This is a genomic window from Serratia sp. 1D1416 (assembly GCF_003641105.1).
Lineage (GTDB): Bacteria > Pseudomonadota > Gammaproteobacteria > Enterobacterales > Enterobacteriaceae > Serratia > Serratia ficaria.
In genome coordinates this window covers 624,122-646,105 of record NZ_CP032738.1, presented here as the reverse complement: position 1 = coordinate 646,105, position 21,984 = coordinate 624,122, and the positions used below count along the sequence as shown (strand labels likewise).

Genomic DNA, 21,984 nt, shown 5'->3' with positions numbered 1-21,984 from the left:
ACATCATAGCTAACTCTGCCGGGTGATGCACGGTTGAATTTCAGGCAGAGGTAGCGGCAGGCGGGGGAAAGGTGACGGCCAGATTAATTGGCGTAGGCCAGCAGGCTCAGCGAATCGCGCGCCAGCGATTTGCACTTGTTGGGGGTAGGGATAGCGATGCCACTGAGATCGCGATAGCTGTCTTCGCCCAGCGCCTTCATGTTGTAGCTATTATAGTTGCTCAGATCCCAGCGGTTTTGCTGGGCGAAATAAACGATGGCGCGTTTGATCTGCGCATTCGGCAAGTCGTTGTAGCCGCAATTATTTTTCAGATAAATAAATACCGCCGTCAGATCGGCCAGATCTTCCGCCTCGGATTCATTCAGCGCCAGACTGGCGTTGGAGAACCCCAGCATAGCCAGCAACAGCATCAGTAACGTTGTTTTTTTCATCATGAAAATAGACCTGTTTATCGTCAGCAGACGTTACCACACTTGCCTGTAAAGGCACCAAATTTTATTGCTCCGGGCTAACATAACCGTCAGTTAACGCTTGACCTTCCGCTAAGGGGAGGGTTTAGGCTGGCGGCGTTGAGTTATGTCACTGAGAAAAGGGAGTCAGCGATGTTACGCCGTGATTTTATCAAATTGACCGCCGCACTGGGCGCGGCTGGCGCATTACCGTTGTGGAGCCGCTCCGTCTGGGCGGCCGATTTGCCGGCGTTGCCGATCCCGCCGCTGCTGGCGCCGGATGCGCAGGGCAAGATCGCGTTGGCGCTGCAGGCTGGCGAAACCCGCTGGCTGCCCTCCGCCGCGACCAAAACCTGGGGCGTCAATGGGGCGCTGCTCGGGCCGGCGGTGCGTTTGCAACGCGGCGAACCGGTAACGGTCGATATCAAAAACAGCCTGCCCGAGGCCAGCACCGTTCACTGGCACGGCCTGGAAATTCCCGGCGACGTCGACGGCGGCCCACAGGCGCTGATCCAACCCGGCGCTACCCGCAGCGTTAACTTCACCATTAACCAGCCGGCGGCGACCTGTTGGTTCCACCCGCATACCCACGGCAAAACCGGCCATCAGGTGATGATGGGCCTGGCGGGGCTGGTGCTGCTGGAAGACCAAGAGAGCAGCGCGCTGCCGCTGCCCAAGACCTGGGGAAAGGATGATATCCCGGTGATCCTGCAGGACAAACGCCTGGGCAAAGATGCGCAGATCGAATATCAGCTGGACGTGATGAGCGCCGCCGTGGGTTGGTTTGGCGATCGGATGTTCACCAACGGCGCGCAGTACCCACAACATCTGGCGCCGCGCGGCTGGCTGCGGCTGCGCTTCCTCAACGGCTGCAACGCCCGTACGCTGACCCTGGCGGCCAGCGATAACCGGCCGCTGTACGTCATCGCCAGCGACGGCGGCTTCCTGGCCGCGCCGGTGAAGCTGAGCGAATTGCCGATGCTGATGGGCGAACGCTTCGAAGTGCTGGTGGACGCCTCCGACGGCAAGCCGTTCGACATCGTCACGCTGCCGGTGAAGCAAATGGGCATGACGTTGGCGCCGTTTGACCAGCCGCTGCCGGTGCTGCGCATACAGCCGTCGCTGGCGCAGGGGGTTAAAACCATGCCGGACAGCCTGGTGAAGCTGCCCGCATTGCCGCCGATGGCCGGCATTCAGGAACGCTGGCTGCAGCTGATGATGGATCCGCAGCTGGACAAACTGGGGATGCAGGCGCTGATGGACCGCTATGGCCACCAGGCGATGGCCGGCATGAGCATGGACCACGGCGCGAAGGGCGGCGGCGAAATGCAGGGGATGGACCACGGCGCCATGAAAGGAATGGACCACGGCAATATGCAGGGCATGGATCACGGCGCGATGAAAGGCATGGATCATGCGGCCAAGCCGTTCGATTTCAGCCACGGCAATATGATCAACGGCAAGGCGTTTGATATGACCAAGCCGATGTTCGCCGCCAAACGCGGCCAGTATGAAAAATGGACCATCTCCGGCGAAGGCGACATGATGCTGCACCCGTTCCATATTCATGGCACCCAGTTCCGCATTCTGTCGGAAAACGGCAAACCGCCGGCCGCTCATCGCAGCGGCTGGAAAGACACCGTACGCGTGGAAGGTTGGCGCAGCGAAGTGCTGGTGCGTTTCGATCATTCCGCCAGCGCCGAACATGCCTATATGGCGCACTGTCACCTGTTGGAGCATGAAGATACCGGCATGATGCTGGGCTTTACCGTCAGCGATTGATCCTTCCCGCAGGTGATTTGTGGCGGCGCGCTCGCGTCGCCACCGGCGGCAGGCTATGCTAAACTCTGCGCCTTTCTTCCGGCAACTGACCTGAAAACTATGAAACACACTGTAGACGTAATGATTTCCGAGCAGGAAGTTAAGACCCGTATCGCCGAACTTGGCCGCCAGATCACCGAACATTACCGCGACAGCGGCAGTGACATGGTGCTGGTCGGCTTGCTGCGCGGCTCCTTCATGTTCATGGCCGATCTGTGCCGCACTATCGAAGTGCCGCATGAGGTCGACTTTATGACCGCTTCCAGCTACGGCAGCGGCATGTCCACCACCCGCGACGTTAAAATCCTCAAGGATCTGGATGAAGACATCCGCGGCAAAGACGTGCTGATCGTCGAAGACATCATCGATTCCGGCAATACGCTGAATAAAGTGCGCGAAATTCTGGCGCTGCGCGGGCCGAAGTCACTGGCGATCTGCACCCTGTTGGACAAACCCGAGCGCCGTGAAGTGGAGGTGCCGGTGGAGTACGTCGGTTTCTCGATCCCGGACGAATTCGTGGTCGGCTATGGCATTGACTACGCCCAGCGCTATCGCCATCTGCCGTACGTCGGCAAAGTGGTGCTGTTGGACGAGTAATCTGCTGAGGGCGCGGCACGCCGCGCCCATTGCGGGGTTAGAGGCCTTTATCCTGCTGCAGCGTGGCTATCGCCTTGCGGTAGCCCATCTCCAGGCTCTCGCGGCTGGTGGCGGTCACGTCCAGATCGCGCAGGCGGCCGTCCTGAATGCCGTATACCCAACCGTGGATCATCACTTTTTGCCCGCGTTTCCAGGCGGACTGCATGATGGTGGAATGACCCAGGTTATACACCTGTTCAATGACGTTGATTTCGCACAGCACGTCGAGGCGCTGTTCCGGCTCCAGCTCACCCAGCAGCGAACTGTGTTTGTACCACAGGTCGCGGATGTGCAGCAGCCAGTTGTTGATCAGCCCCAGCTCCGGGTTTTCCACCGCGGCTTCCACGCCGCCGCAGCCCAGGTGGCCGCAGATGATGATATGCTCGACTTCCAGCACATCCACCGCATACTGCACTACCGACAGGCAGTTAAGATCGGTATGGATCACCAGGTTGGCCACGTTGCGGTGGACAAACAGCTCACCCGGCTCCAGGCCGGTCAGGCGTTCCGCGGGAACGCGGCTGTCAGAGCATCCTATCCATAAAAAGCGGGGCTTTTGCGCCTGTGATAAACGTTCAAAAAAGTCCGGGTCTTCCTTGCTGATATTGGCCGACCAGGCCTGGTTATTGGCGATAAGCTTTTCGATTTCTTTCATGGAGGTTATTGACCTGTAACGAACAGATTGCGTTGGGGTAATATAGGGCAAGCGTCACAATTTGGAAATCGGAACAGTAACGCTTTTTTTTCCGCACGGATTCGACTCAGTGAAAACGCCGCCGATGATAAAATCATCCTCATTACAAGACACGACGGCATACTCATCGTCATAAGGTACTCTTTTACATATGAATTATGCACTGGAATTAGCGCAGCTGACCAAGACTTACGCCGGTGGCGTAAAGGCGTTGCGCGGAATCGACCTGAACGTCGAAGCGGGGGATTTCTATGCCCTGCTGGGGCCAAACGGCGCCGGAAAATCCACCACCATCGGCATCATCAGTTCGCTGGTCAACAAAACCGCCGGCAGCGTGCGGGTGTTCGGCTATGACATCGATAAAGACATCGTCAACGCCAAGCGCCAGCTGGGGCTGGTGCCGCAGGAGTTCAACTTCAACCCGTTCGAAACCGTGATGCAGATTGTGGTCAACCAGGCGGGTTACTACGGCGTCACGCGGCGTGAAGCGCTGGCGCGCGCGGAAAAATACCTCACCCAGCTGGATCTGTGGGGCAAGCGCAACGAACGCGCCCGCATGCTGTCCGGCGGCATGAAGCGTCGGCTGATGATCGCGCGGGCGCTGATGCATCAGCCGAAGCTGCTGATCCTCGATGAACCCACCGCCGGGGTGGATATCGAGCTGCGTCGCTCGATGTGGGGCTTCCTGAAGGAGCTGAACGCCCAGGGCACCACCATCATTCTCACCACCCACTATCTGGAGGAAGCGGAAATGCTGTGCCGCAATATCGGCATCATCCAGAACGGTGAGCTGGTGGAAAACACCTCGATGAAAGGGTTGTTGTCCAAGCTGAAGTCGGAAACCTTCATCCTCGATCTGGCGGCGAAAAGCCCGCTGCCGCAGCTGGACGGTTACCACAGCCGCCTGACCGACACCGCCACCCTGGAGGTGGAAGTGATGCGCGAGCAGGGGCTGAACGGCCTGTTCGCCCAACTGAGCGCGCAGGGCGTGCAGGTGCTGAGCATGCGCAACAAGGCAAACCGGCTGGAAGAGCTGTTCGTCACCCTGGTTAATGGCAATGGAGAAAAAGCATGACGCGTTTGTATTGGGTGGCTTTGCAGAGCATCTGGGCCAAAGAGGTCAACCGCTTCGCGCGCATCTGGATCCAAACCCTGGTGCCGCCGGTGATCACCATGACGCTGTATTTCATTATCTTCGGCAACCTGATCGGTTCGCGCATCGGGGATATGCACGGCTTCAGCTATATGCAGTTTATCGTGCCCGGTCTGATCATGATGGCGGTGATCACCAACTCGTACGCCAACGTCGCCTCGTCGTTCTTCAGCGCCAAGTTCCAGCGCAATATTGAAGAGCTGCTGGTGGCGCCGGTGCCGACCCACGTGGTGATCGCCGGCTATGTCGGCGGCGGGGTGGCGCGCGGTATCTGCGTCGGCGTGCTGGTCACCGTCATCTCGCTGTTCTTCGTGCCGCTGCAGGTGCACGCCTGGTGGGTGATCGCGCTGACGCTGCTGCTGACGGCGATCCTGTTCTCGCTGGCGGGGCTGATCAACGCGGTGTTCGCCACCACCTTCGACGACATCAGCCTGATCCCGACCTTCGTGCTGACGCCGCTGACCTATCTGGGCGGGGTGTTTTACTCGCTGACGCTGCTGCCGCCGTTCTGGCAGGCGGTCTCCAAGCTGAACCCGATCGTCTATATGATCAGCGGATTCCGCTACGGCTTCCTCGGCATCAGCGACGTGCCGCTGGCGTTCACCATGGCGGTGCTGGTGGCGTTTATCGCGGTGTTCTATCTGCTGTCCTGGTACCTGATTGAGCGTGGCCGCGGCCTGCGCAGCTGATCGTAGCGCGCCCCGCATCGGCAGCGGGGCGCTTTTATTGATTCGGCGCAGACGTCATGTCTGCCCCGGGCATAAATCACTAGAATTGCTCAAATAACCCCTTTCTCCCCGCTGTTCAAATCGTGCTATGCTGGCGCTCCACATTTTCTCCACCTTTGTTATTACGCACTCGTAAGCAGAACATAATCATGCGGCCTCAACACAAGATAGCGGCTGGGCTACTCGGCACCCTAATGGCGCTGGCCTCTCCGGCGAGCCTGGCGAATCTGCTGTCGGAAGACAGCGCTGTTCAATCTGAATACATGGAAGCGCAGCGCGACAGCGAAGTTTATTCGCTGATTGGCGAGCATGTGATCCCGGTCGGGGAAGTGAAGCGCGGGCAACTGATCCAGGTGTTCCCGGCGGATGCGGAATATTTCGAGTTCAAGTTCGGCCACGGCACCGGTTTTATCGATAAAGACGACGTGCGCGAACGGAGAAAATCACGCAAGGTTGAGGACGCCCTCGGCGAGCTGAACAAGCCGCTGACCAATCAGAACCTGATCACTCAAAAGGCGATCAACGTCTACACCGCGGCGGATAACGAGAGCGAGGTGTTCGGCACGCTCGAGGAAAACCTGCGCTATCCGATCATCGGCAAGCTGAAAGATCGGCTGAACAATACCTGGTATGAGATCAACATCGGCGATCGGCTGGGCTACGTCAGCGATCTGGACTGCGAGATAGACAACGGCATCCCGGTGCTGACCTACCATCATCTGCTGAAAAACGAAGAGAACAAGCGCTTCCGCCACACCTCGACCACCACCTCGGACGTGGCGTTCAGCAACCAGATGACCTTTCTGAAGCAGGCGGGTTATGACACCATTTCGCTGTATCAGCTGGAAGCCTATCTAAAGAACCAGATCAACCTGCCGGGCAAGGCGGTGGTGCTGACGTTCGACGACGGCTTGAAATCGGTGTATCGCTACGCTTACCCGGTGTTGAAAGACTACGGCTTCCGCGCCACGGCGTTTATCATCTCGTCGCGCATCAAACGCCATCCGCAGAAGTGGAACCCGGATTCGCTGCAGTTTATGAGCGTGGCGGAGCTCAAGCAGATCCAGGACGTGTTCGACGTGCAGTCGCACACCCATTTCCTGCATCGCACCGACGGCAACCGCCAGCCGATCCTGCTGAGCCGCTCGCTGCACAATATCGAGTTTGATTTCGAGCGTTCGCGCCGCGCGCTGTCGCAGTTCAACCCGCACGTGCTGTATGTGTCCTATCCGTTCGGCGGCTACAACCAGCGCGCGATCCAGGCGGCGCAAGACGCCGGTTTCCATCTGGCGGTGACCACGGTGCAGGGCAAGGTGAAGCCGGGGGATAACCCCTATACGCTGAAGCGGCTGTATATTCTGCGCACCGACTCCATCCAGACCATGGCGGATCGGATCGCCAACAAGCCGGGCACGGTGGTGGTGCAGTAATACTCGTCATATTTCAAGCTGCATCTTTGTCGGCTACGCTTGCTCACCCGAATCACTTGCTTCAGTAAGCTCATCGGGCCTCGCACCCTTACCGCCGCGATGCCACTCGAACTAGGGGATGACGGGCGCGCGATGCGCCCGTTTTGACGATCAGGCCACCTGAACCGGCACGGCTTTCGCCTTGCGCTGCAGGTTGTTGTCGCCTTCGAAGTAGGCGACTTTGGGATGGTGCTGGCGGGCGTCGGCGTCGGTCATCTGCACGTAAGAGCAGATGATCAACTTGTCGCCCACGCAGGCGCAGCGCGCCGCCGCACCGTTGACCGAAATGATGCGCGAACCGCGCTCGGCGGCGATGGCGTAGGTAGAGAAACGCTGACCGTTATCGACGTTATAAATATCGATCGCTTCATATTCCAGAATGCCGGCGGCCTCCAGAAAATCCTGGTCGATGGCGCAGGACCCTTCGTAATGCAAGTCAGCCTGAGTCACTTTCACCCGATGCAGCTTGCCTTGCAGCATAGTACGTATCATAGCTTTACCTAACTGAGTATCGGCCTTTACAGGCTTGAGGTGGCGTTTATCCCCTTCGTCTTTCAAGCTGCAGCCTTGTTGGCTGCTTAGGCTCGCCCTTCGGGCCGGCGCTTGCCGCCTGGCTGCAACTCGAAATCCATTGGGCAGATTTTTTATTACTTTCCCGGTAATAACGGTACCAAATATGCAAAAACCTACGGCGTCAGGTCGACCTGCTGATTGTCGATCAGGCGCGCCTTGCCCAGCCAGGCGGCCATCAACACCACGGCGCGACGGCTCTCGACCGTCAGCGGCTGCAGGCTGTCGGCGTCGCGGATAAACAGTTCGTCCGGGGTAAAGCCGGCGGCGCGCAGCTGCTCGGCGGTTTGCTCCAGCAGCTCATCGGTATGCCGCTCGCCGCCGGCCAGCCGTTGCGCCAGCGCATTCATCATCTTGCTGAGCCGAGGGGCGATTTTACGCTCCTCGGCGGTCAGGTAGCCGTTGCGCGAGCTGAGCGCCAGGCCGTCTTTGGCGCGCACCGTCGGCACGCCGACGATGTCGATATCGTAACCCATGTCCGCCACCATCTTGCGGATCAGCGCCAGCTGCTGATAATCCTTCTCGCCGAAGCAGGCCAGATCCGGCTGCACCAGGTTGAACAGCTTGCTGACGATAGTGGCGACGCCGCGGAAATGGCCCGGGCGGCTGGCGCCCTCCAGCATGGTGGAGATACCCGGCACGTCCACGTAGGTTTGCTGCTCCAGCCCCTGCGGATAGACATCGGCCGGCGCCGGCGCGAACACCAGATCCACCCCGCGGCGGGTCAGCTTCTCGCTGTCCTCCTGCAGGGTGCGCGGATAGCGCGCCAGATCGTCCGGGCGCTCGAACTGCATCGGGTTGACGAAAATGCTCACCACCACGATATCGGCGCGGGCGCGCGCTTCATCGACCAGCGTCATGTGGCCGTCGTGCAGGTTGCCCATGGTCGGCACCAGCGCGATGCGCTTGCCGTCCTGGCGCCAGCGGCGGATTTGCTGGCGCAGCAGCGGCAGGGTTTCGATAATAATCATTAGGTGACTCCTGGAACCATCGCTTAATTAAAAGAGTGTTCTTCCGCCGGATAGAGGCCCTGTTCGACTTCCTGAATGTATTGCTGCACCGCCGTACGGATATCGCCGCTCTGCGCCAGGAAGTTTTTGGCGAATTTCGGCGTATGGCCGCCGGTCACGCCGAAGGCGTCGTGCATCACCAGGATTTGGCCGTCGGTGCCGTTGCCTGCGCCGATGCCGATGACCGGAATGGACAGCGCTTCGGTGATTTGGCGCGCCAGCTCGGTCGGCACGCACTCCAGCACCAGCAGCTGAATGCCGGCCAGTTCCAGATTTTGCGCATCTTCCAACAGCTGCTTGGCGGCCAGCTCATCGCGGCCCTGTACCTTGTAGCCGCCGAACAGGTTGACCGACTGCGGCGTCAGGCCCAGGTGGCCGCATACCGGCACGGCGCGTTCGGCGAGCATTTTCACCGTGTCGCACAGCCAACTGCCGCCTTCCAGCTTCACCATGTTGGCGCCGGCGCGCATCAGCTCGGCGGCGTTGGTGAAGGTCCGTTCCGGGGTGGCGTAACTCATGAACGGCAGGTCGGCCAGCAGCAGGCAGGCCGGCGCGCCGCGGCGCACGGCGCGGGTATGGTAGGCCACGTCGGCGACGGTGACCGGCAGCGTGGAGTCGTGGCCCTGCAGCGTCATGCCCAGCGAATCGCCCACCAACAGGACTTTGATGCCTTGCTCTTCAAACAGTTTGGCAAAGCTGGCATCGTAGGCGGTAAGGGTAGCAAACTTGCGTTGCTCCTGTTTCCACTGGCGCAAATGGGTCACGGTGGTGGGTTTCATCACTACGTCTCCTGAATAGGGCCGCGCGGCGCGCGCAGGGCTCTGGCTGCAAAAAAGTGCTGTCATTCTACTGTAACCCTATCGGGGTGGGTAGCGCAGATCATCATGCTTAAGAGGTTCTTAAGAACCTTATGCTGTAATAGACGGCAATGGCTAAAAAAGGACGCACATGCGAATTCTGCTGATAGAAGATGACAAATTAATTGGCGACGGCATCAAGGCCGGGCTGACCAAGCTGGGCTTCAATCTCGATTGGTTTACCGATGGGCTGGTCGGCAAAAACGCGCTGGAAAGCGCGCCTTATGATGCGGTGATCCTCGATCTCAGCCTGCCGGGCCTCGACGGTCTGGACCTGCTGCGCCAGTGGCGGCAGGCCGGGCACGACGTGCCGGTGCTGATCCTCACCGCCCGCGACGCGCTGGAGCAGCGGGTCAGCGGCCTGCAAAGCGGCGCCGACGACTACCTGTGCAAGCCGTTCGCGCTGGCGGAGGTCGCGGCGCGCCTGCAGGCGCTGATCCGCCGTCGCCACGGCCAACTGCAGCCGCAGCTGGTGCACGGCGGCGTGGTGTTTGACGCCGCCACCCGCAGCGTGAGCCGCAACGGCGAACCGGTGACGCTCACGCCGCGGGAGCTGGCGGTGCTGGAGCTGTTCCTGCATAACAAAGGCCGGGTGCTGGCGCGGCCGCTGATCCAGGAAAAGCTGTACAACTGGGACGACGAGGTGAGCAGCAACGCGGTGGAGGTGCATATTCATCACCTGCGGCGCAAACTGGGCAACGGCTTCATCCGCACCATTCACGGCGTGGGGTATACGCTGGGGGACGCGCCGTGAAGCGTCTCAGCCTGCGTCTGCGCCTGATCCTGATCTTCAGCCTGCTGGCGTTGCTGACCTGGTGTTCCGCCAGCCTGGTGGCGTGGATGATGACGCGCGACAACGTCAATGAAGTGTTCGATACGCAACAGATGCTGTTCGCCAAGCGGCTGGCGACCGCCAATCTCGGCGACCTGCTGGCCGACGAGAACGCGCGCAGCCTGCCGAAAACCAAAAGGTTGGTGCACCACGGCAAGCGCGGCGAGCAGGACGACGACGCGTTGGCCTTCGCCATCTTCGACCGCGCCGGCAGAATGTTGCTGAACGACGGCGAGAACGGCGCCGACTTTCGTTTCGACGGCGCGCGCGAAGGGTTTGCCGACGGCGAGCGCAAAGGCGATGACGACAGCTGGCGGCTGCTGTGGCTGACCAGCCCTGACGGCCGCTACCGCATCGTGGTCGGGCAGGAGTGGGATTACCGGCGCGATATGGCGCTGGGGATGGTGACGGGCCAGCTGGTGCCCTGGCTGGTGACGCTACCGGTGCTGATGCTGCTGATTGCCTTGATGGTCGGCCGCGAGCTGCGGCCGCTGCGCGCGGTGGCGGCGGGGTTGCGCAAGCGCGCGCCGGACGACGCCACGCCGCTGGATGCGCGGCAGGTGCCCGCCGAAGTGCGGCCGCTGGTGGATGCGCTCAACGCGCTGTTCAGCCGCATCAACGCGCTGCTGGTGCGCGAGCGGCGCTTTACCTCCGATGCCGCCCATGAGCTGCGCAGCCCTTTGGCGGCGCTGCGGGTGCAAACCGAGGTGGTGCAGCTGGCCGGCGACGATGCGCAGATGCGCGAACATGCGCTGGATAACCTGACGCTCGGCATCGATCGCGCGACGCGCTTGGTGGATCAACTGCTGACGCTGTCGCGGCTGGATTCGCTGTCGGATCTGGACGCGCTGGAACCGGTAGACTGGAATAGGCTGGTGCCGATGACGCTGGCCGACCTGGACCGGCAGGCCCACGCGGCGGGCGTGACGTTGCGCTATGAGCAGCAGGGCGCGCCCAGGCCGCGCCAGGGGCAGCCGCTGCTGCTGTCGTTGCTGGTGCGCAACCTGGTGGACAACGCGGTGCGTTACGCCGCTGCGGGCGGCACGGTCAGGGTCACGCTTGGCGAAAGGTCGCTGACGGTCGAGGATGATGGGCCGGGGGTCACGGCGGAGCATTTGGCGCGGCTGGGGGAGCGTTTTTATCGGCCGCCGGGCCAGGAACAAACCGGCAGCGGTCTGGGATTATCGATTGTTCAGCGCATCGCCGGGCTGCACGCTCTGCGCGTCAACTTCGCCAATCGTCCTGAAGGGGGATTTATTGCGCGGGTGATGCTGTAGGGGCGACTGGGCCGCTCAGGATTTTGGCTGATGCCACGGCGTCATGCCGTTTTCCGGCACGCGCTTCAGACAGCTGGCCAGCGATTCGCCGTCCGGGAAGCGCAGGTCGGGGGCGATTTCAGCCAGCGGGTAGAGCATGAATTCGCGCTCTTTCAGGCCGTAATGCGGCACCGTCAGGCGATCGCTGTGGATCACCCGATCGCCGTACAGCATGATGTCCAGATCGAGAGTGCGCGGCCCCCAGCGTTCGTCCTTGCGCACGCGGCCCTGATTGCGTTCTATCGCCTGGGTGTGATCGAGCAGCTGTTCGGGCGGCAACAGGGTATCCAGCGCCACCACCGCATTGAGGAAATCCGGCTGGTTTTGCGGCCCCAGCGGTTTGGTGCGGTAAAACGACGAACAGACGATCAGCCGGGTGCGCGGGAGATGCTCCAGCGCCTCCAGCGCGGCGTTAACCTGTTGCAGCGGCTGCGCCAGGTTGCTGCCCAGCGCGATATAAACGCGGATCATTATGCCCCTTCTTTGCGCGGCGCCCGGCGGCGAGGACGGCGTTGGCGCGCGCGACGCGGCGCCGGGTCATCGCCCAGGGTGCTCAGCATGGCCTTCTGACGCGCCGGCGTCGCTTCCTGGAACTCACCCCACCATTCGGTCAGGCGCAGCATTTCCGGATTGTCTTCCACCTCGGCGCGCAGCGCCAGCAAGTCATAGGCGGCGCGGAATTTCGGATGTTCCATCAGCTTGTGCGCGCGCTTGCCCTGGCGGCGCGACAGGCGCAGCTGCAGCTGCCAGATATCGCGCACCAGCGTGGTGATGCGTTTTGGAATGGCCAGTGAACGGCACTGTTCGTCCAGCACATCGTTCATCGCCAGCGCAAAGGCGTCGTAGTAGGCCAGGCCGCTTTCCTGCGCCAGCTTCTGCGCGTGTTCCAGCAGCGGATACCACAGCATGGCGGCGAACAGGAACGCCGGATTGACGCGCATGTCGTTCTGCAGGCGGTGATCGGTATTCTTCAACACCTGCACCAGAATGCGCTCCATCGGCGTATCGTGATTTGGCGTGAAGTTGCGCGAAATCAGCGGGAACAGCGGCTGGAACAGCTGGTATTCGCACAGCTTCAGGTAGGTCGGATAACCGTAGCCCGCCTGCAGCAGCTTGAGGGACTCTTCGAACAGGCGCGCCGGCGGGATCTCGTGCAGCAGCGAGGCCAGGCGCGGGATCGGCTCGGCGGTTTCGTCGCTGATGGTCATGTCCAGCTTGGCGGCGAAGCGCACCGCGCGCAGCATGCGCACCGGATCTTCGCGGTAGCGGGTTTCCGGATCGCCGATCAGGCGGATCACGCCCTGCTTCAGATCGCGCAGGCCGTCGACGTAATCCCGCAGCGTGAAGTCCGCCACGCCGTAATACAGGCTGTTGATGGTGAAATCGCGGCGCTGGGCGTCTTCTTCGATCGAGCCGAAGATGTTGTCGCGCAGCAGCATGCCGTTTTGCGCTTGCTGCGATGAATTCTTGTCGGATTCCGGGCTTTGCTCGTGGTGGCCGCGGAAGGTGGCGACCTCGATGATTTCCGGCCCGAACATCACGTGCGCCAGACGGAAGCGGCGGCCGACCAGGCGGCAGTTGCGGAACAGCTTGCGCACCTGCTCCGGCGTGGCGTTGGTGGTGATGTCGAAATCTTTCGGTTTCTTGCCCAGCAGCAGATCACGCACGCCGCCGCCAACCAGATAGGCTTCGTAGCCGGACTTGTTCAGGCGGTAGAGCACCTTCAGCGCGTTTTCGCTGATGTCTTTGCGGGAGATCGAATGCTGTTCGCGCGGGATGACGGTCATCGGGCCATTTCCTTCAGCGGCGGGAAACGGCGGGCGTTTACGCGGCGCAGGACGGCGGGCAGGGGCGTCTCTGCCGTTGTCGGCGGAACGTTGCGGCGTCGCGGTGCGCGTTTCGGCAGCCACGCTTTCTTCGCGGACTACGTTTTTATCGCTGACCGGCGCTTCATCGCGGGGCAGCTTGTCATCGCGGATTAGTACCTTACGGCAGAAATTGGCTACTCGGGTAAAAATGGTACACCTCGATAGTGACTGATAAAAATGGAGCTAACAAAAAATAGCGGCTAATCATAGCTCACCATGGCTCCTTTGAGAATGCCGACGTGTTTTCATCCAGGGGAATCGTCTCCTGGCGCGGCACGTTTTCCAGCCGCCAGTGCGCGATCGCCCAGCTCAATAATAACGGCAGGTCAAGATCTTGCCAGCTTTCCGGCAGCGGTTGGCGCAGAAATTTCAGCGCGGCGACCAACGCCGGGCGCGGATCGCCGCCGGGCAGCGCGGGCGCATGGTTTTGCTTCGACAGCTTGATGCCGTTGGCGCCCAGCGCCAGCGGCAGATGCACGTAAGACGGCACGGGCGCCTGCAGCCGATGATACAGCGCAATCTGGCGCACCGTCGGCTCGATCAAATCGGCGCCGCGAACGATTTCGGTAACGCCCTGGAAATGATCGTCGATCACCACCGCCAGATTGTAGGCGAACAGCCCGTCGCGGCGGCGAATGATAAAGTCTTCGCCGGCCAGCGCCGGATCGGCGCGCAGCTCGCCCTGCAGACCGTCGTGAAACGCATAAACGGGTGCGGACTGGCGCAAACGGATGGCGGCGCCCTGCGGCCCGAGATGCAAATCGCGGCAGTGGCCGTCATACAGGCCGCCGATGTGCTGAATGCGGCTGCGGGTACAGGCGCAATAATAGCTGAGCCCCCGCTGTTGCAGCAGATCCAGGGCGGCGCGGTAGGCATCGTGACGTTGGGATTGATAGATAACCTGGCCGTCCCAGAGGAGACCATGGCGTTCCAGTGCGGATAAGATGCGATCGGCGGCGCCGGCGACTTCGCGCGGGGGATCGATATCTTCAATGCGAACCAGCCACTGCCCGCGTTGGGCGCGAGCCTGGAGGTAGCTTCCCAGAGCGGCAATCAGCGAACCGAAATGCAGATCTCCGGAAGGCGATGGGGCAAAGCGCCCCACATAATGACTATCTTGCATATCAGAGGGGAAGGGTTCCCTTTTCTCTGTGCGGCGTGCGTATGAACGCACACCGCAGCGGTAACATACTCGTTATGCTTGAAACTGCCTCTGCGTTGGCTGCGCCTGCTTACCCGAATCACTTACCAAAGTAAGCTCATCGGGATGCGCATTCTTGCCGCGTTACTCGGCAAAGCCTCGCCCCGTTGGGGTCAGCGCCAGCGCTGTTCAACAAAACCGTTGGTTTTGTTGTGATGCAGCTCCAATCATTTAGAGTAGCGGTATTAGCCGGCCATCTGCTTTTCGCGGATTTCTGCCAGGGTCTTGCAGTCGATGCACAAATCGGCGGTCGGACGCGCTTCGAGGCGTCGAATGCCAATTTCCACGCCGCAGGATTCGCAGTAGCCGAAATCTTCGTCTTCCACTTTCTTCAGCGTTTTCTCGATCTTTTTGATCAGTTTGCGTTCACGGTCACGGTTACGCAGTTCAAGGCTGAACTCTTCTTCCTGCGCGGCACGGTCGACCGGGTCCGGGAAGTTGGCAGCTTCGTCTTGCATATGCGATACAGTACGGTCCACTTCGTCCCTGAGCTGGTTGCGCCACGCTTCAAGAATGCGCTTGAAATGCGACAGCTGGGCGTCGTTCATGTACTCTTCGCCCGGCTTCTCTTGGTACGGCTCCACCCCAGCGATGGCGAGAATGCTCAAGGACGAGGTTTTACGGTTTTGCCCTTCTTGCATGTTGCTTCTCCTACATACACACGCACTATCGAATCCCCAATGCGGGGGAAAAACAGGCCGCTATAAATAACAGAAGGAAGGTAGGTTGGCAATTATTCCTGTCGCCCGCTTGACAATGGTGTGAAGGAAGGCGTATTTGGCGATGCGCTGAGCGGTTGTCGATTTGTTCGTGTCCGATCGCGCTAATCGATAAAAAACGGTAACTTATCGCGGATAGATATACCGTCAGGTGATAATTTAGCCCCATAACAAACCACTTCTACTCCCAACTGCCGGACCTGCGCTAACAGTGCCGCATAACGCGCATCTATATGATGTGCCGGTGCGACCTGTTCAATACCGCTGTGCAACACGGCAAAGAACAACACCGCCCGCTGCCCGCTTTCAACCACGCCAAGCAACTCACGCAGGTGCTTCTGTCCTCTGAGCGTTACCGCATCAGGAAAGTAACCACGTTGTTGTTGCAGTAATGTGACTGACTTAACCTCAATATAGCAGTTAACCCGGTTTTCTGCCTGTAATAACAAATCGATACGGCTGTTTTCAGCGCCGTATTTTACTTCGCCGCCAATTTTACTGTAACCGGATAATTCATTGATTAGATTCTGTTCGATAGCTTCACGCACCAGGCCGTTGGCGCGCAGGGTATTGACGCAGATCCAGTCGCCCCGTTGGGTATGCGTCAGCTCCCAGCTGTGGGCGTATTTGCGCTTGGGATTATCCGAGGTGGAATACCAGACGGTATCGCCGGGCGTCGCGCAGCCGGTCATGGCGCCGGTATTGGCGCAGTGCAGGGTGAAGGTTTCCCCTTCGGGGGTGACCACGTCCGCCAGAAAGCGTTTGTAACGTTTTATCAGCGTGGCGGATCGCAATGCCGGGGTGAAAATCATCGGGTTTCCTGCTGGGCCAAAGGCCATTGTTCGAGCGGGTGGTAACGGGTACGGCCGTTTTCAAATACCGACTGGTAGAGCGAAAACGCCTCGACGCTGAAGGTCCAGCCCGGCGTTGCTGGCGGTATCGCCACCGGCTGGGTGGCGGCGCGCAGCAGGGTGATGTGCGGATGAAACGGCATCGGGCTCTGATAACAGCCGCTGCGGGCGGCCTGCGAGCGCAGCAGTTCGGCCAGTTGCAGCAGCCCGCGCGGCGCGCGGCGGGTGCCGAGCCACACCACCCCCGGGCGCGGCCAGTGGCCGAGGTCGTCGAGCCGCAGGCTGAACCCCGGCTGAACAATGCGCCCGGCCAGCCGGGTCAGCGCCAGCGCTTTCTGCGGGGTGACGTCACCGAGAAACGCCAGCGTCAGGTGCAAATTGGCCGCCGCCACCGGCCGCCCGGCTTCCGGCGTAAAGGCGTCGGCGCGCCAGCGGATCACCTGCTGCTGCAACGCATCAGGCAAGGGCAAAGCGAAAAACAGGCGACGCGAACTGGACATGGCTACCCGGTAAATGAATGACAAATCCGTCGGGAACGCGGCTTGCCGCGGCCCCGCGAAGGGCGGGGGCTAATGGATTAACCCGCAATATAACTAACGACGCGGCAGTTTGAAAGGTTGCGGGTATAAACCTGATGCTACAATGTACGCCGTTTAACGTTAACCACCACGGAGAGTTCTGTGTCTTCACTGCCCGTCAGCGCGGTACTTGATGAGTTGCTCACTGCGCTGCAGTCCGCCCCGCAGGTACTGCTGCACGCCCCGACCGGCGCCGGCAAGTCCACCTGGCTGCCGTTGCAGATCCTGGCCAACGCCGGCTTGCCCGGCCGCATCATCATGCTGGAGCCGCGGCGGCTGGCGGCGAAAAACGTCGCTTACCGGCTGGCGCAACAGCTGGGTGAAGAGCCCGGCCAGACCGTCGGCTACCGCATGCGCGCCGAAAGCAAAAGCGGCCCGCATACCCGGCTGGAGGTGGTGACCGAAGGCATCCTCACCCGCATGCTGCAGCAGGACGCCGAGCTGCAGGGCGTTTCGCTGGTGATCCTCGACGAATTCCACGAACGCAGCCTGCAGGCCGATCTGGCGCTGGCGCTGCTGCTCGACGTGCAGCAAGGGCTGCGCGACGATTTGAAGCTGTTGATCATGTCGGCGACGCTGGACAACGCCCGGCTGTCGCAGCGGCTGCCGCAGGCCCCGGTGGTGATTTCCGAGGGGCGCAGCTTCCCGGTCGAACGCCGGTATCAGCCGCTGGCCAGCCACCAACGGCTGGAAGACGGCGTAGCGGCGGCGGTGAAACGTCTGCTGGGCGAACAGCCGGGATCGCTGCTGCTGTTTTTACCCGGCGCAGCGGAAATCAACCGGGTGCTGGAGCGCCTGAACGGCGAAGTGCCCGGCGATACCGATCTGTGCCCACTGTATGGCGCCTTGCCGCTGGCGCAGCAGCAGAAAGCGATCCAACCGGCCCCGGCCGGGCGGCGCAAGGTGGTGCTGGCGACCAATATCGCCGAAACCAGCCTGACGATTGAAGGGATCCGCCTGGTGGTCGACAGCGGTTTGGAACGGGTGGCGCGCTATGACGTTCGCAACGGCCTGACGCGGCTGGTGACGCAGCGCATCAGCCAGGCCTCGATGGTGCAGCGCGCCGGCCGCGCCGGGCGTCTGGAGCCGGGCATCTGCTGGCATCTGTTCGCCAGGGAGCAGGCGGAGCGCGCCGCGGAACACGCCGAACCGGAGATCCTGCAGAGCGATCTCGCCGGTTTCTGGCTTGAGCTGCTGCAATGGGGCTGCCACGATGCGGGCCAGCTGAGCTGGCTCGACAGGCCGCCGGTGAGCGCGCTGGCGGCGGCCAAAGGGCTGCTGCGCCGGCTTGGCGCCACGGACGACCACGATAAATTGACCGCCCGGGGCCGGCAGATGGCCGCGCTGGGGTGCGAGCCGCGTCTGGCGGCGATGCTGAGCGCAGGAGCCGCGTTGGGGGCAGACGGGCTGACGACGGCGGCGATGCTGGCCGCGCTGCTGGAAGAGCCGCCGCGCGGCGGGCTGATGGACATCGGCTATTGGCTGACTCGCCCGCAACCGAACTGGCAGCGCCGCGCCGGCCAACTGAGCAGGCGTCTGGCGCAACGGCCCGGGCAGATAGACGTCGATCTGGCGCCGCGCCTGCTGGCGCTGGCGTTTACCGATCGCATCGCCCAGCGGCGCGGGCAGGATGGCCGCTATCTGCTGGCCAACGGCCTGGGCGCGGCGATGAATCAGGATGAGGCGCTGTCGCGTGCGCCCTGGCTGATTATCCCCAGCCTGTTGCAGGGCCATAACAGCCCGGACGCGCGTATTCTGCTGGCGCTGCCGGTGGACATTGAAGGGCTGGCGGCACAGTTGCCCGCCATAGTGTCGCAGCAAACGGCGGTGGAGTGGGATGAAGAAAAGGGCACGCTGCGCGCCTGGCAGCGCCAGCAGATTGGCCGCCTGACGCTGCGCGCCCAGCCGCTGGCCAAGCCGGCGGATGAGGACCTGCAGCAGGCGCTGATCGGCTGGGTGCGGTCCCAGGGGCTGGCGCTGCTCAACTGGGACACCGCCGCCGAACAGCTGCGGGTGCGGCTGCAGTGCGCGCAGCGCTGGCTGCCGGAGGCCGCCTGGCCGCAGGTCGACGACCCGTCCCTGCTGGATGCGCTGGATCGCTGGCTGTTGCCGTCGCTGAGCGGCGTGCGCGATCTGCGCGGCCTGAAGCAGGTCAATATCGCCGACGCCCTGGCGCGCCTGCTGGATTGGCAACAAAAGCAGCGGCTGGATAATGCGTTACCCACTCATTACACTGTGCCGACCGGCAGCCGGCTGCCGATCCGCTACGAGGCCGGCAAACCGCCGGCGCTGGCGGTGCGTTTACAGGAAGTGTTCGGCGAACGGCGCAGCCCGATGTTGGCGGAGGGTCGCATCCCGGTGGTGCTTGAGTTACTCTCTCCGGCGCATCGGCCGCTGCAGATCACCGGCGATCTGGCCGCGTTCTGGCAGGGCGCTTACCGCGAGGTGCAAAAAGAGATGAAGGGGCGCTATCCGAAGCACGTATGGCCCGATGACCCGGCCAATACCGCCCCGACGCGCCGGACGAAAAAGTATCAGTGAACGCGTATCGAATTCAGATGTTTCTTCTGTTCAGCGGCCTGGCGCCGGGACAGATTAAGCGACTAATAATGGCCGGCAGTGCCGCCAAGCTCGGAGAACAACAGCAATGGCTGGGGATGACCGCGAGCCCATCGGGCGCAAAGGAAAACAACCAAAACGCACCGCGTCGCGCAAGCCGCCGCGCCGTCGCCGAGACGACGATTACGATGATTACGAAGAAGACGAATATGACGATGATGAGTACCAAGAGGAGGAGGAACGCATGCCGCGTAAGGTAAAAGCGACTCCGCCGCGCAAAAAACGCCGTTGGCTCGGCCTGATGATCAAACTGATCCTGGTGATCGCCGTGCTGATGGCTATCTACGGCGTTTACCTGGATTCCCAGATCCGCAGCCGCATCGACGGCAAGGTCTGGCAGCTGCCTGCGGCGGTGTATGGCCGCATGGTCAACCTGGAACCGGGCATGCCGTACAGCAAAAAGGAAATGATCGACCTGCTGGAAGGCATGCAGTACCGCCAGGTCAGCCGCATGACCCGCCCGGGCGAGTTTACCGTACAGGCCAACAGCATCGAGATGCTGCGTCGCCCGTTTGATTTCCCCGACGGCAAGGAAGGGCAGATCCACGCCCGCCTGGATTTCCAGAACAACCGCCTGGCGAAGATCGAGAACATGGAGAACCGGCGCAGCTTCGGGTTCTTCCGCCTCGATCCGCGCCTGATCACCATGCTGCAGTCGCCGAACGGCGAACAGCGGCTGTTCGTGCCGCGCGCCGGTTTCCCGGATCTGCTGGTGGATACGCTGATCGCTACCGAAGACCGTCATTTCTACGAGCATGACGGCATCAGCCCGTACTCCATCGGCCGTGCGGTGCTGGCCAACCTGACCGCCGGCCGCGCGGTGCAGGGCGGCAGCACCCTGACGCAGCAGCTGGTGAAAAACCTGTTCCTGACCAACGAGCGTTCGCTGTGGCGCAAGGCCAACGAGGCCTATATGGCGCTGCTGGTGGATTACCGCTACAGCAAGGACCGCATTCTTGAGCTGTACCTGAACGAGGTTTACCTCGGCCAGAGCGGCAACGATCAGATCCGCGGTTTCCCGCTGGCCAGCCTGTATTACTTCGGCCGCCCGGTGGACGAACTGAGCCTCGATCAGCAGGCGCTGTTGGTCGGCATGGTCAAGGGCGCTTCGCTGTACAACCCGTGGCGTAACCCTAAGCTGGCGCTGGAGCGCCGCAATCTGGTGCTCAAGCTGCTGCAGAATCAGGGCGTAATCGACGCCGAGCTGTATAACATGCTGAGCGCGCGTCCGCTGGGCGTGCAGCCGAAAGGCGGGGTGATCACCCCGCAACCGGCGTTTATGCAGATGGTGCGTCAGGAGCTGCAGACCCGGCTGGGCGATAAGGTCAACGATCTGTCCGGCGTGAAAATCTTCACCACCCTGGATCCGGTGTCGCAGGACGCGGCGGAAAAGGCGGTTGAGGACGGCATTCCGGCGCTGCGCGCCGCGCGCCACGTGAAAGATCTGGAAGCGGCGATGGTGATCGTCGACCGGTTCAGCGGTGAAGTGCGCGCCATGGTGGGCGGCGCCAACCCGCAATTCGCCGGCTTTAACCGCGCCATCCAGGCGCGCCGCCTGGTCGGTTCATTGGCCAAGCCGCCGACGTACCTGACCGCGCTCTCCGAGCCGGACAAATACCGGCTCAATACCTGGCTGGCGGATGCGCCGCTGTCGCTGAAGCAGCCGAACGGCACGGTCTGGCAGCCGAACAACTACGATCGCAGATTCCGCGGCCAGGTGATGCTGGTGGATGCGTTGGCCAACTCCTTGAACGTGCCGACGGTCAATCTCGGCCTGTCGGTGGGGCTGGATCAGATCAGCGCCACGCTGCAGCGCCTGGGCATTCCGAAAGCGGAAATCAATCCGGTGCCTTCGATGTTGCTGGGGGCCATTGGCCTGACGCCGATGGAAGTGGCGCAGGAGTATCAGACTATCGCCAGCGGCGGCAACCGTGCGCCGCTGTCGGCGGTGCGTTCGGTGATCGCCGAGGACGGCTCGGTGCTGTACCAGAGCTTCCCGCAGGCGGAGCGCGTGGTGCCGGCCCAGGCCGCTTACCTGACGCTGTATGCCATGCAGCAGGGCGTGGCGCGCGGGACCTCCCGTTCGCTGTCGGTGAAGTTCCCGAACTACCACCTGGCGGCGAAAACCGGTACCACCAACGACCTGCGTGACAGCTGGTTTGCCGGCATCGACGGCAAGGAAGTGGCGATCGCCTGGGTCGGCCGCGACAACAACGGCCCGGCCAAGCTGACCGGCGCCAACGGCGCGCTGACGCTGTACCGCCGCTATCTGGAAAACCAGACGCCGCTGCCGCTGATGCTGCAGCCGCCGGAAGGCATTAACCAGATGGGCATCGATTCGGCGGGCAACTTCACCTGCGGGGGCGGCGGGCGCACCATTCCGGTGTGGACCGACAATCCGCAGGGGCTGTGCCAGTCCAGCCAGGCGGCCATTCAGCAACAGCAGGAACAGCAGCCGCAACAGGCTGCGGGTGAGCAGAAGGATAGCGACGGCGTCGCCGGCTGGATCAAGGACATGTTCGGCCAGTAAAGGCGCCGGGCAACCGGCTTGCGAGCAAAGTTTTTCTTTATTATTAAGCCCGTAACTTTTGTTGCGGGCTTTTTTGTTTTTTC

The 21,984-nt window shown here is 61.7% G+C and carries 20 protein-coding genes; 9 read left to right on the top strand and 11 right to left on the bottom strand.

The window, feature by feature from the left end:
• Positions 1 to 83 precede the first annotated feature (83 nt).
• A complete protein-coding gene (locus D7I37_RS03105; protein WP_061798704.1) occupies positions 84 to 431 on the bottom strand; it encodes a YacC family pilotin-like protein in 348 nt (115 codons plus the stop codon).
• A gap of 171 nt (positions 432 to 602) precedes the next feature.
• Here D7I37_RS03105 and cueO point away from each other — a divergent pair, with 171 nt between their 5' ends.
• Entirely contained in the window at positions 603 to 2,231 is a 1,629-nt protein-coding gene (gene cueO, locus D7I37_RS03100) for a multicopper oxidase CueO (protein WP_061798616.1), read from the top strand.
• 99 nt (positions 2,232 to 2,330) lie between these two features.
• Positions 2,331 to 2,867: a hypoxanthine phosphoribosyltransferase gene (gene hpt / locus D7I37_RS03095; protein WP_071827054.1), complete on the top strand. Its 537-nt coding sequence runs from the start codon at positions 2,331 to 2,333 to the stop codon at positions 2,865 to 2,867.
• Between the two features lie 37 nt (positions 2,868 to 2,904).
• On the opposite strand, the gene can is transcribed toward hpt, so the two are convergent.
• Positions 2,905 to 3,561: a carbonate dehydratase gene (gene can / locus D7I37_RS03090; RefSeq protein ID WP_061798618.1), complete on the bottom strand. Its 657-nt coding sequence runs from the start codon at positions 3,559 to 3,561 to the stop codon at positions 2,905 to 2,907.
• A 190-nt stretch (positions 3,562 to 3,751) separates the two neighbouring features.
• Here can and D7I37_RS03085 point away from each other — a divergent pair, with 190 nt between their 5' ends.
• The 3 genes from D7I37_RS03085 (at position 3,752) to D7I37_RS03075 (ending at position 6,911) form a co-directional block, all read left to right on the top strand.
• The gene (locus tag D7I37_RS03085; RefSeq protein WP_129543295.1) at positions 3,752 to 4,675 is read left to right on the top strand and encodes an ABC transporter ATP-binding protein; all 924 of its coding nucleotides are present in this window, start codon (positions 3,752 to 3,754) and stop codon (positions 4,673 to 4,675) included.
• A complete protein-coding gene (locus D7I37_RS03080) occupies positions 4,672 to 5,442 on the top strand; it encodes an ABC transporter permease (protein ID WP_061798622.1) in 771 nt (256 codons plus the stop codon). The genes D7I37_RS03085 and D7I37_RS03080 overlap by 4 nt, the downstream gene beginning before the upstream one ends.
• A gap of 188 nt (positions 5,443 to 5,630) precedes the next feature.
• Positions 5,631 to 6,911: a polysaccharide deacetylase family protein gene (locus D7I37_RS03075; RefSeq protein ID WP_061798624.1), complete on the top strand. Its 1,281-nt coding sequence runs from the start codon at positions 5,631 to 5,633 to the stop codon at positions 6,909 to 6,911.
• A gap of 150 nt (positions 6,912 to 7,061) precedes the next feature.
• Here the strand turns inward: D7I37_RS03075 and panD are convergent, their stop codons facing one another.
• The 3 genes from panD to panB all read right to left on the bottom strand — a co-directional run bounded on the left by panD (position 7,062) and on the right by panB (position 9,309).
• Complete coding sequence (panD, locus tag D7I37_RS03070) at positions 7,062 to 7,442, bottom strand: aspartate 1-decarboxylase (RefSeq protein ID WP_004937544.1); 381 nt, start codon at positions 7,440 to 7,442, stop codon at positions 7,062 to 7,064.
• 194 nt (positions 7,443 to 7,636) lie between these two features.
• On the bottom strand, positions 7,637 to 8,491 hold the full coding sequence (gene panC, locus D7I37_RS03065; protein WP_061798626.1) for a pantoate--beta-alanine ligase: 855 nt from the start codon (positions 8,489 to 8,491) through the stop codon (positions 7,637 to 7,639).
• 23 nt (positions 8,492 to 8,514) lie between these two features.
• Positions 8,515 to 9,309 carry a 3-methyl-2-oxobutanoate hydroxymethyltransferase gene (gene panB / locus D7I37_RS03060; RefSeq protein ID WP_165283080.1) on the bottom strand — a complete coding sequence of 265 codons (795 nt, stop codon included), beginning with the start codon at positions 9,307 to 9,309 and terminating at the stop codon, positions 8,515 to 8,517.
• Between the two features lie 169 nt (positions 9,310 to 9,478).
• Between panB and qseB the strand changes: the two genes are divergently transcribed.
• Both qseB and qseC read left to right on the top strand, forming a co-directional pair.
• The gene (qseB, locus tag D7I37_RS03055) at positions 9,479 to 10,141 is read left to right on the top strand and encodes a quorum sensing response regulator transcription factor QseB (protein ID WP_061798629.1); all 663 of its coding nucleotides are present in this window, start codon (positions 9,479 to 9,481) and stop codon (positions 10,139 to 10,141) included.
• Positions 10,138 to 11,496, top strand: a complete 1,359-nt coding sequence (qseC, locus tag D7I37_RS03050) for a quorum sensing histidine kinase QseC (RefSeq protein WP_061798631.1) — start codon at positions 10,138 to 10,140, stop codon at positions 11,494 to 11,496. The genes qseB and qseC overlap by 4 nt, the downstream gene beginning before the upstream one ends.
• A gap of 15 nt (positions 11,497 to 11,511) precedes the next feature.
• Here qseC and folK read toward each other — a convergent pair whose 3' ends face one another.
• From folK to thpR, 6 genes are all read right to left on the bottom strand, one after another.
• Positions 11,512 to 12,006, bottom strand: coding sequence for a 2-amino-4-hydroxy-6-hydroxymethyldihydropteridine diphosphokinase (gene folK, locus D7I37_RS03045; protein ID WP_061798633.1), 495 nt, complete (start codon positions 12,004 to 12,006; stop codon positions 11,512 to 11,514).
• Positions 12,006 to 13,445 carry a PcnB family polynucleotide adenylyltransferase gene (pcnB, locus tag D7I37_RS03040; RefSeq protein ID WP_370671123.1) on the bottom strand — a complete coding sequence of 480 codons (1,440 nt, stop codon included), beginning with the start codon at positions 13,443 to 13,445 and terminating at the stop codon, positions 12,006 to 12,008. Before pcnB ends, folK begins: the two co-directional genes overlap by 1 nt.
• Before the next feature lie 169 nt (positions 13,446 to 13,614).
• Positions 13,615 to 14,526: a tRNA glutamyl-Q(34) synthetase GluQRS gene (gene gluQRS, locus D7I37_RS03035; RefSeq protein WP_061798638.1), complete on the bottom strand. Its 912-nt coding sequence runs from the start codon at positions 14,524 to 14,526 to the stop codon at positions 13,615 to 13,617.
• 263 nt (positions 14,527 to 14,789) lie between these two features.
• Positions 14,790 to 15,245 (bottom strand): RNA polymerase-binding protein DksA, encoded by a 456-nt coding sequence (gene dksA / locus D7I37_RS03030; RefSeq protein WP_061798640.1) that lies wholly within the window; start codon positions 15,243 to 15,245, stop codon positions 14,790 to 14,792.
• Between the two features lie 182 nt (positions 15,246 to 15,427).
• Positions 15,428 to 16,135 (bottom strand): DNA/RNA nuclease SfsA, encoded by a 708-nt coding sequence (gene sfsA, locus D7I37_RS03020; RefSeq protein ID WP_061798641.1) that lies wholly within the window; start codon positions 16,133 to 16,135, stop codon positions 15,428 to 15,430.
• A complete protein-coding gene (thpR, locus tag D7I37_RS03015; RefSeq protein WP_061798642.1) occupies positions 16,132 to 16,674 on the bottom strand; it encodes an RNA 2',3'-cyclic phosphodiesterase in 543 nt (180 codons plus the stop codon). Before thpR ends, sfsA begins: the two co-directional genes overlap by 4 nt.
• A 180-nt stretch (positions 16,675 to 16,854) precedes the next feature.
• Between thpR and hrpB the strand changes: the two genes are divergently transcribed.
• Together hrpB and mrcB are read left to right on the top strand one after the other, a co-directional pair.
• Positions 16,855 to 19,293, top strand: a complete 2,439-nt coding sequence (gene hrpB / locus D7I37_RS03010) for an ATP-dependent helicase HrpB (RefSeq protein WP_207205552.1) — start codon at positions 16,855 to 16,857, stop codon at positions 19,291 to 19,293.
• Between the two features lie 106 nt (positions 19,294 to 19,399).
• Positions 19,400 to 21,901 (top strand): bifunctional glycosyl transferase/transpeptidase, encoded by a 2,502-nt coding sequence (mrcB, locus tag D7I37_RS03005; protein ID WP_095099171.1) that lies wholly within the window; start codon positions 19,400 to 19,402, stop codon positions 21,899 to 21,901.
• Positions 21,902 to 21,984: the final 83 nt, after the last annotated feature.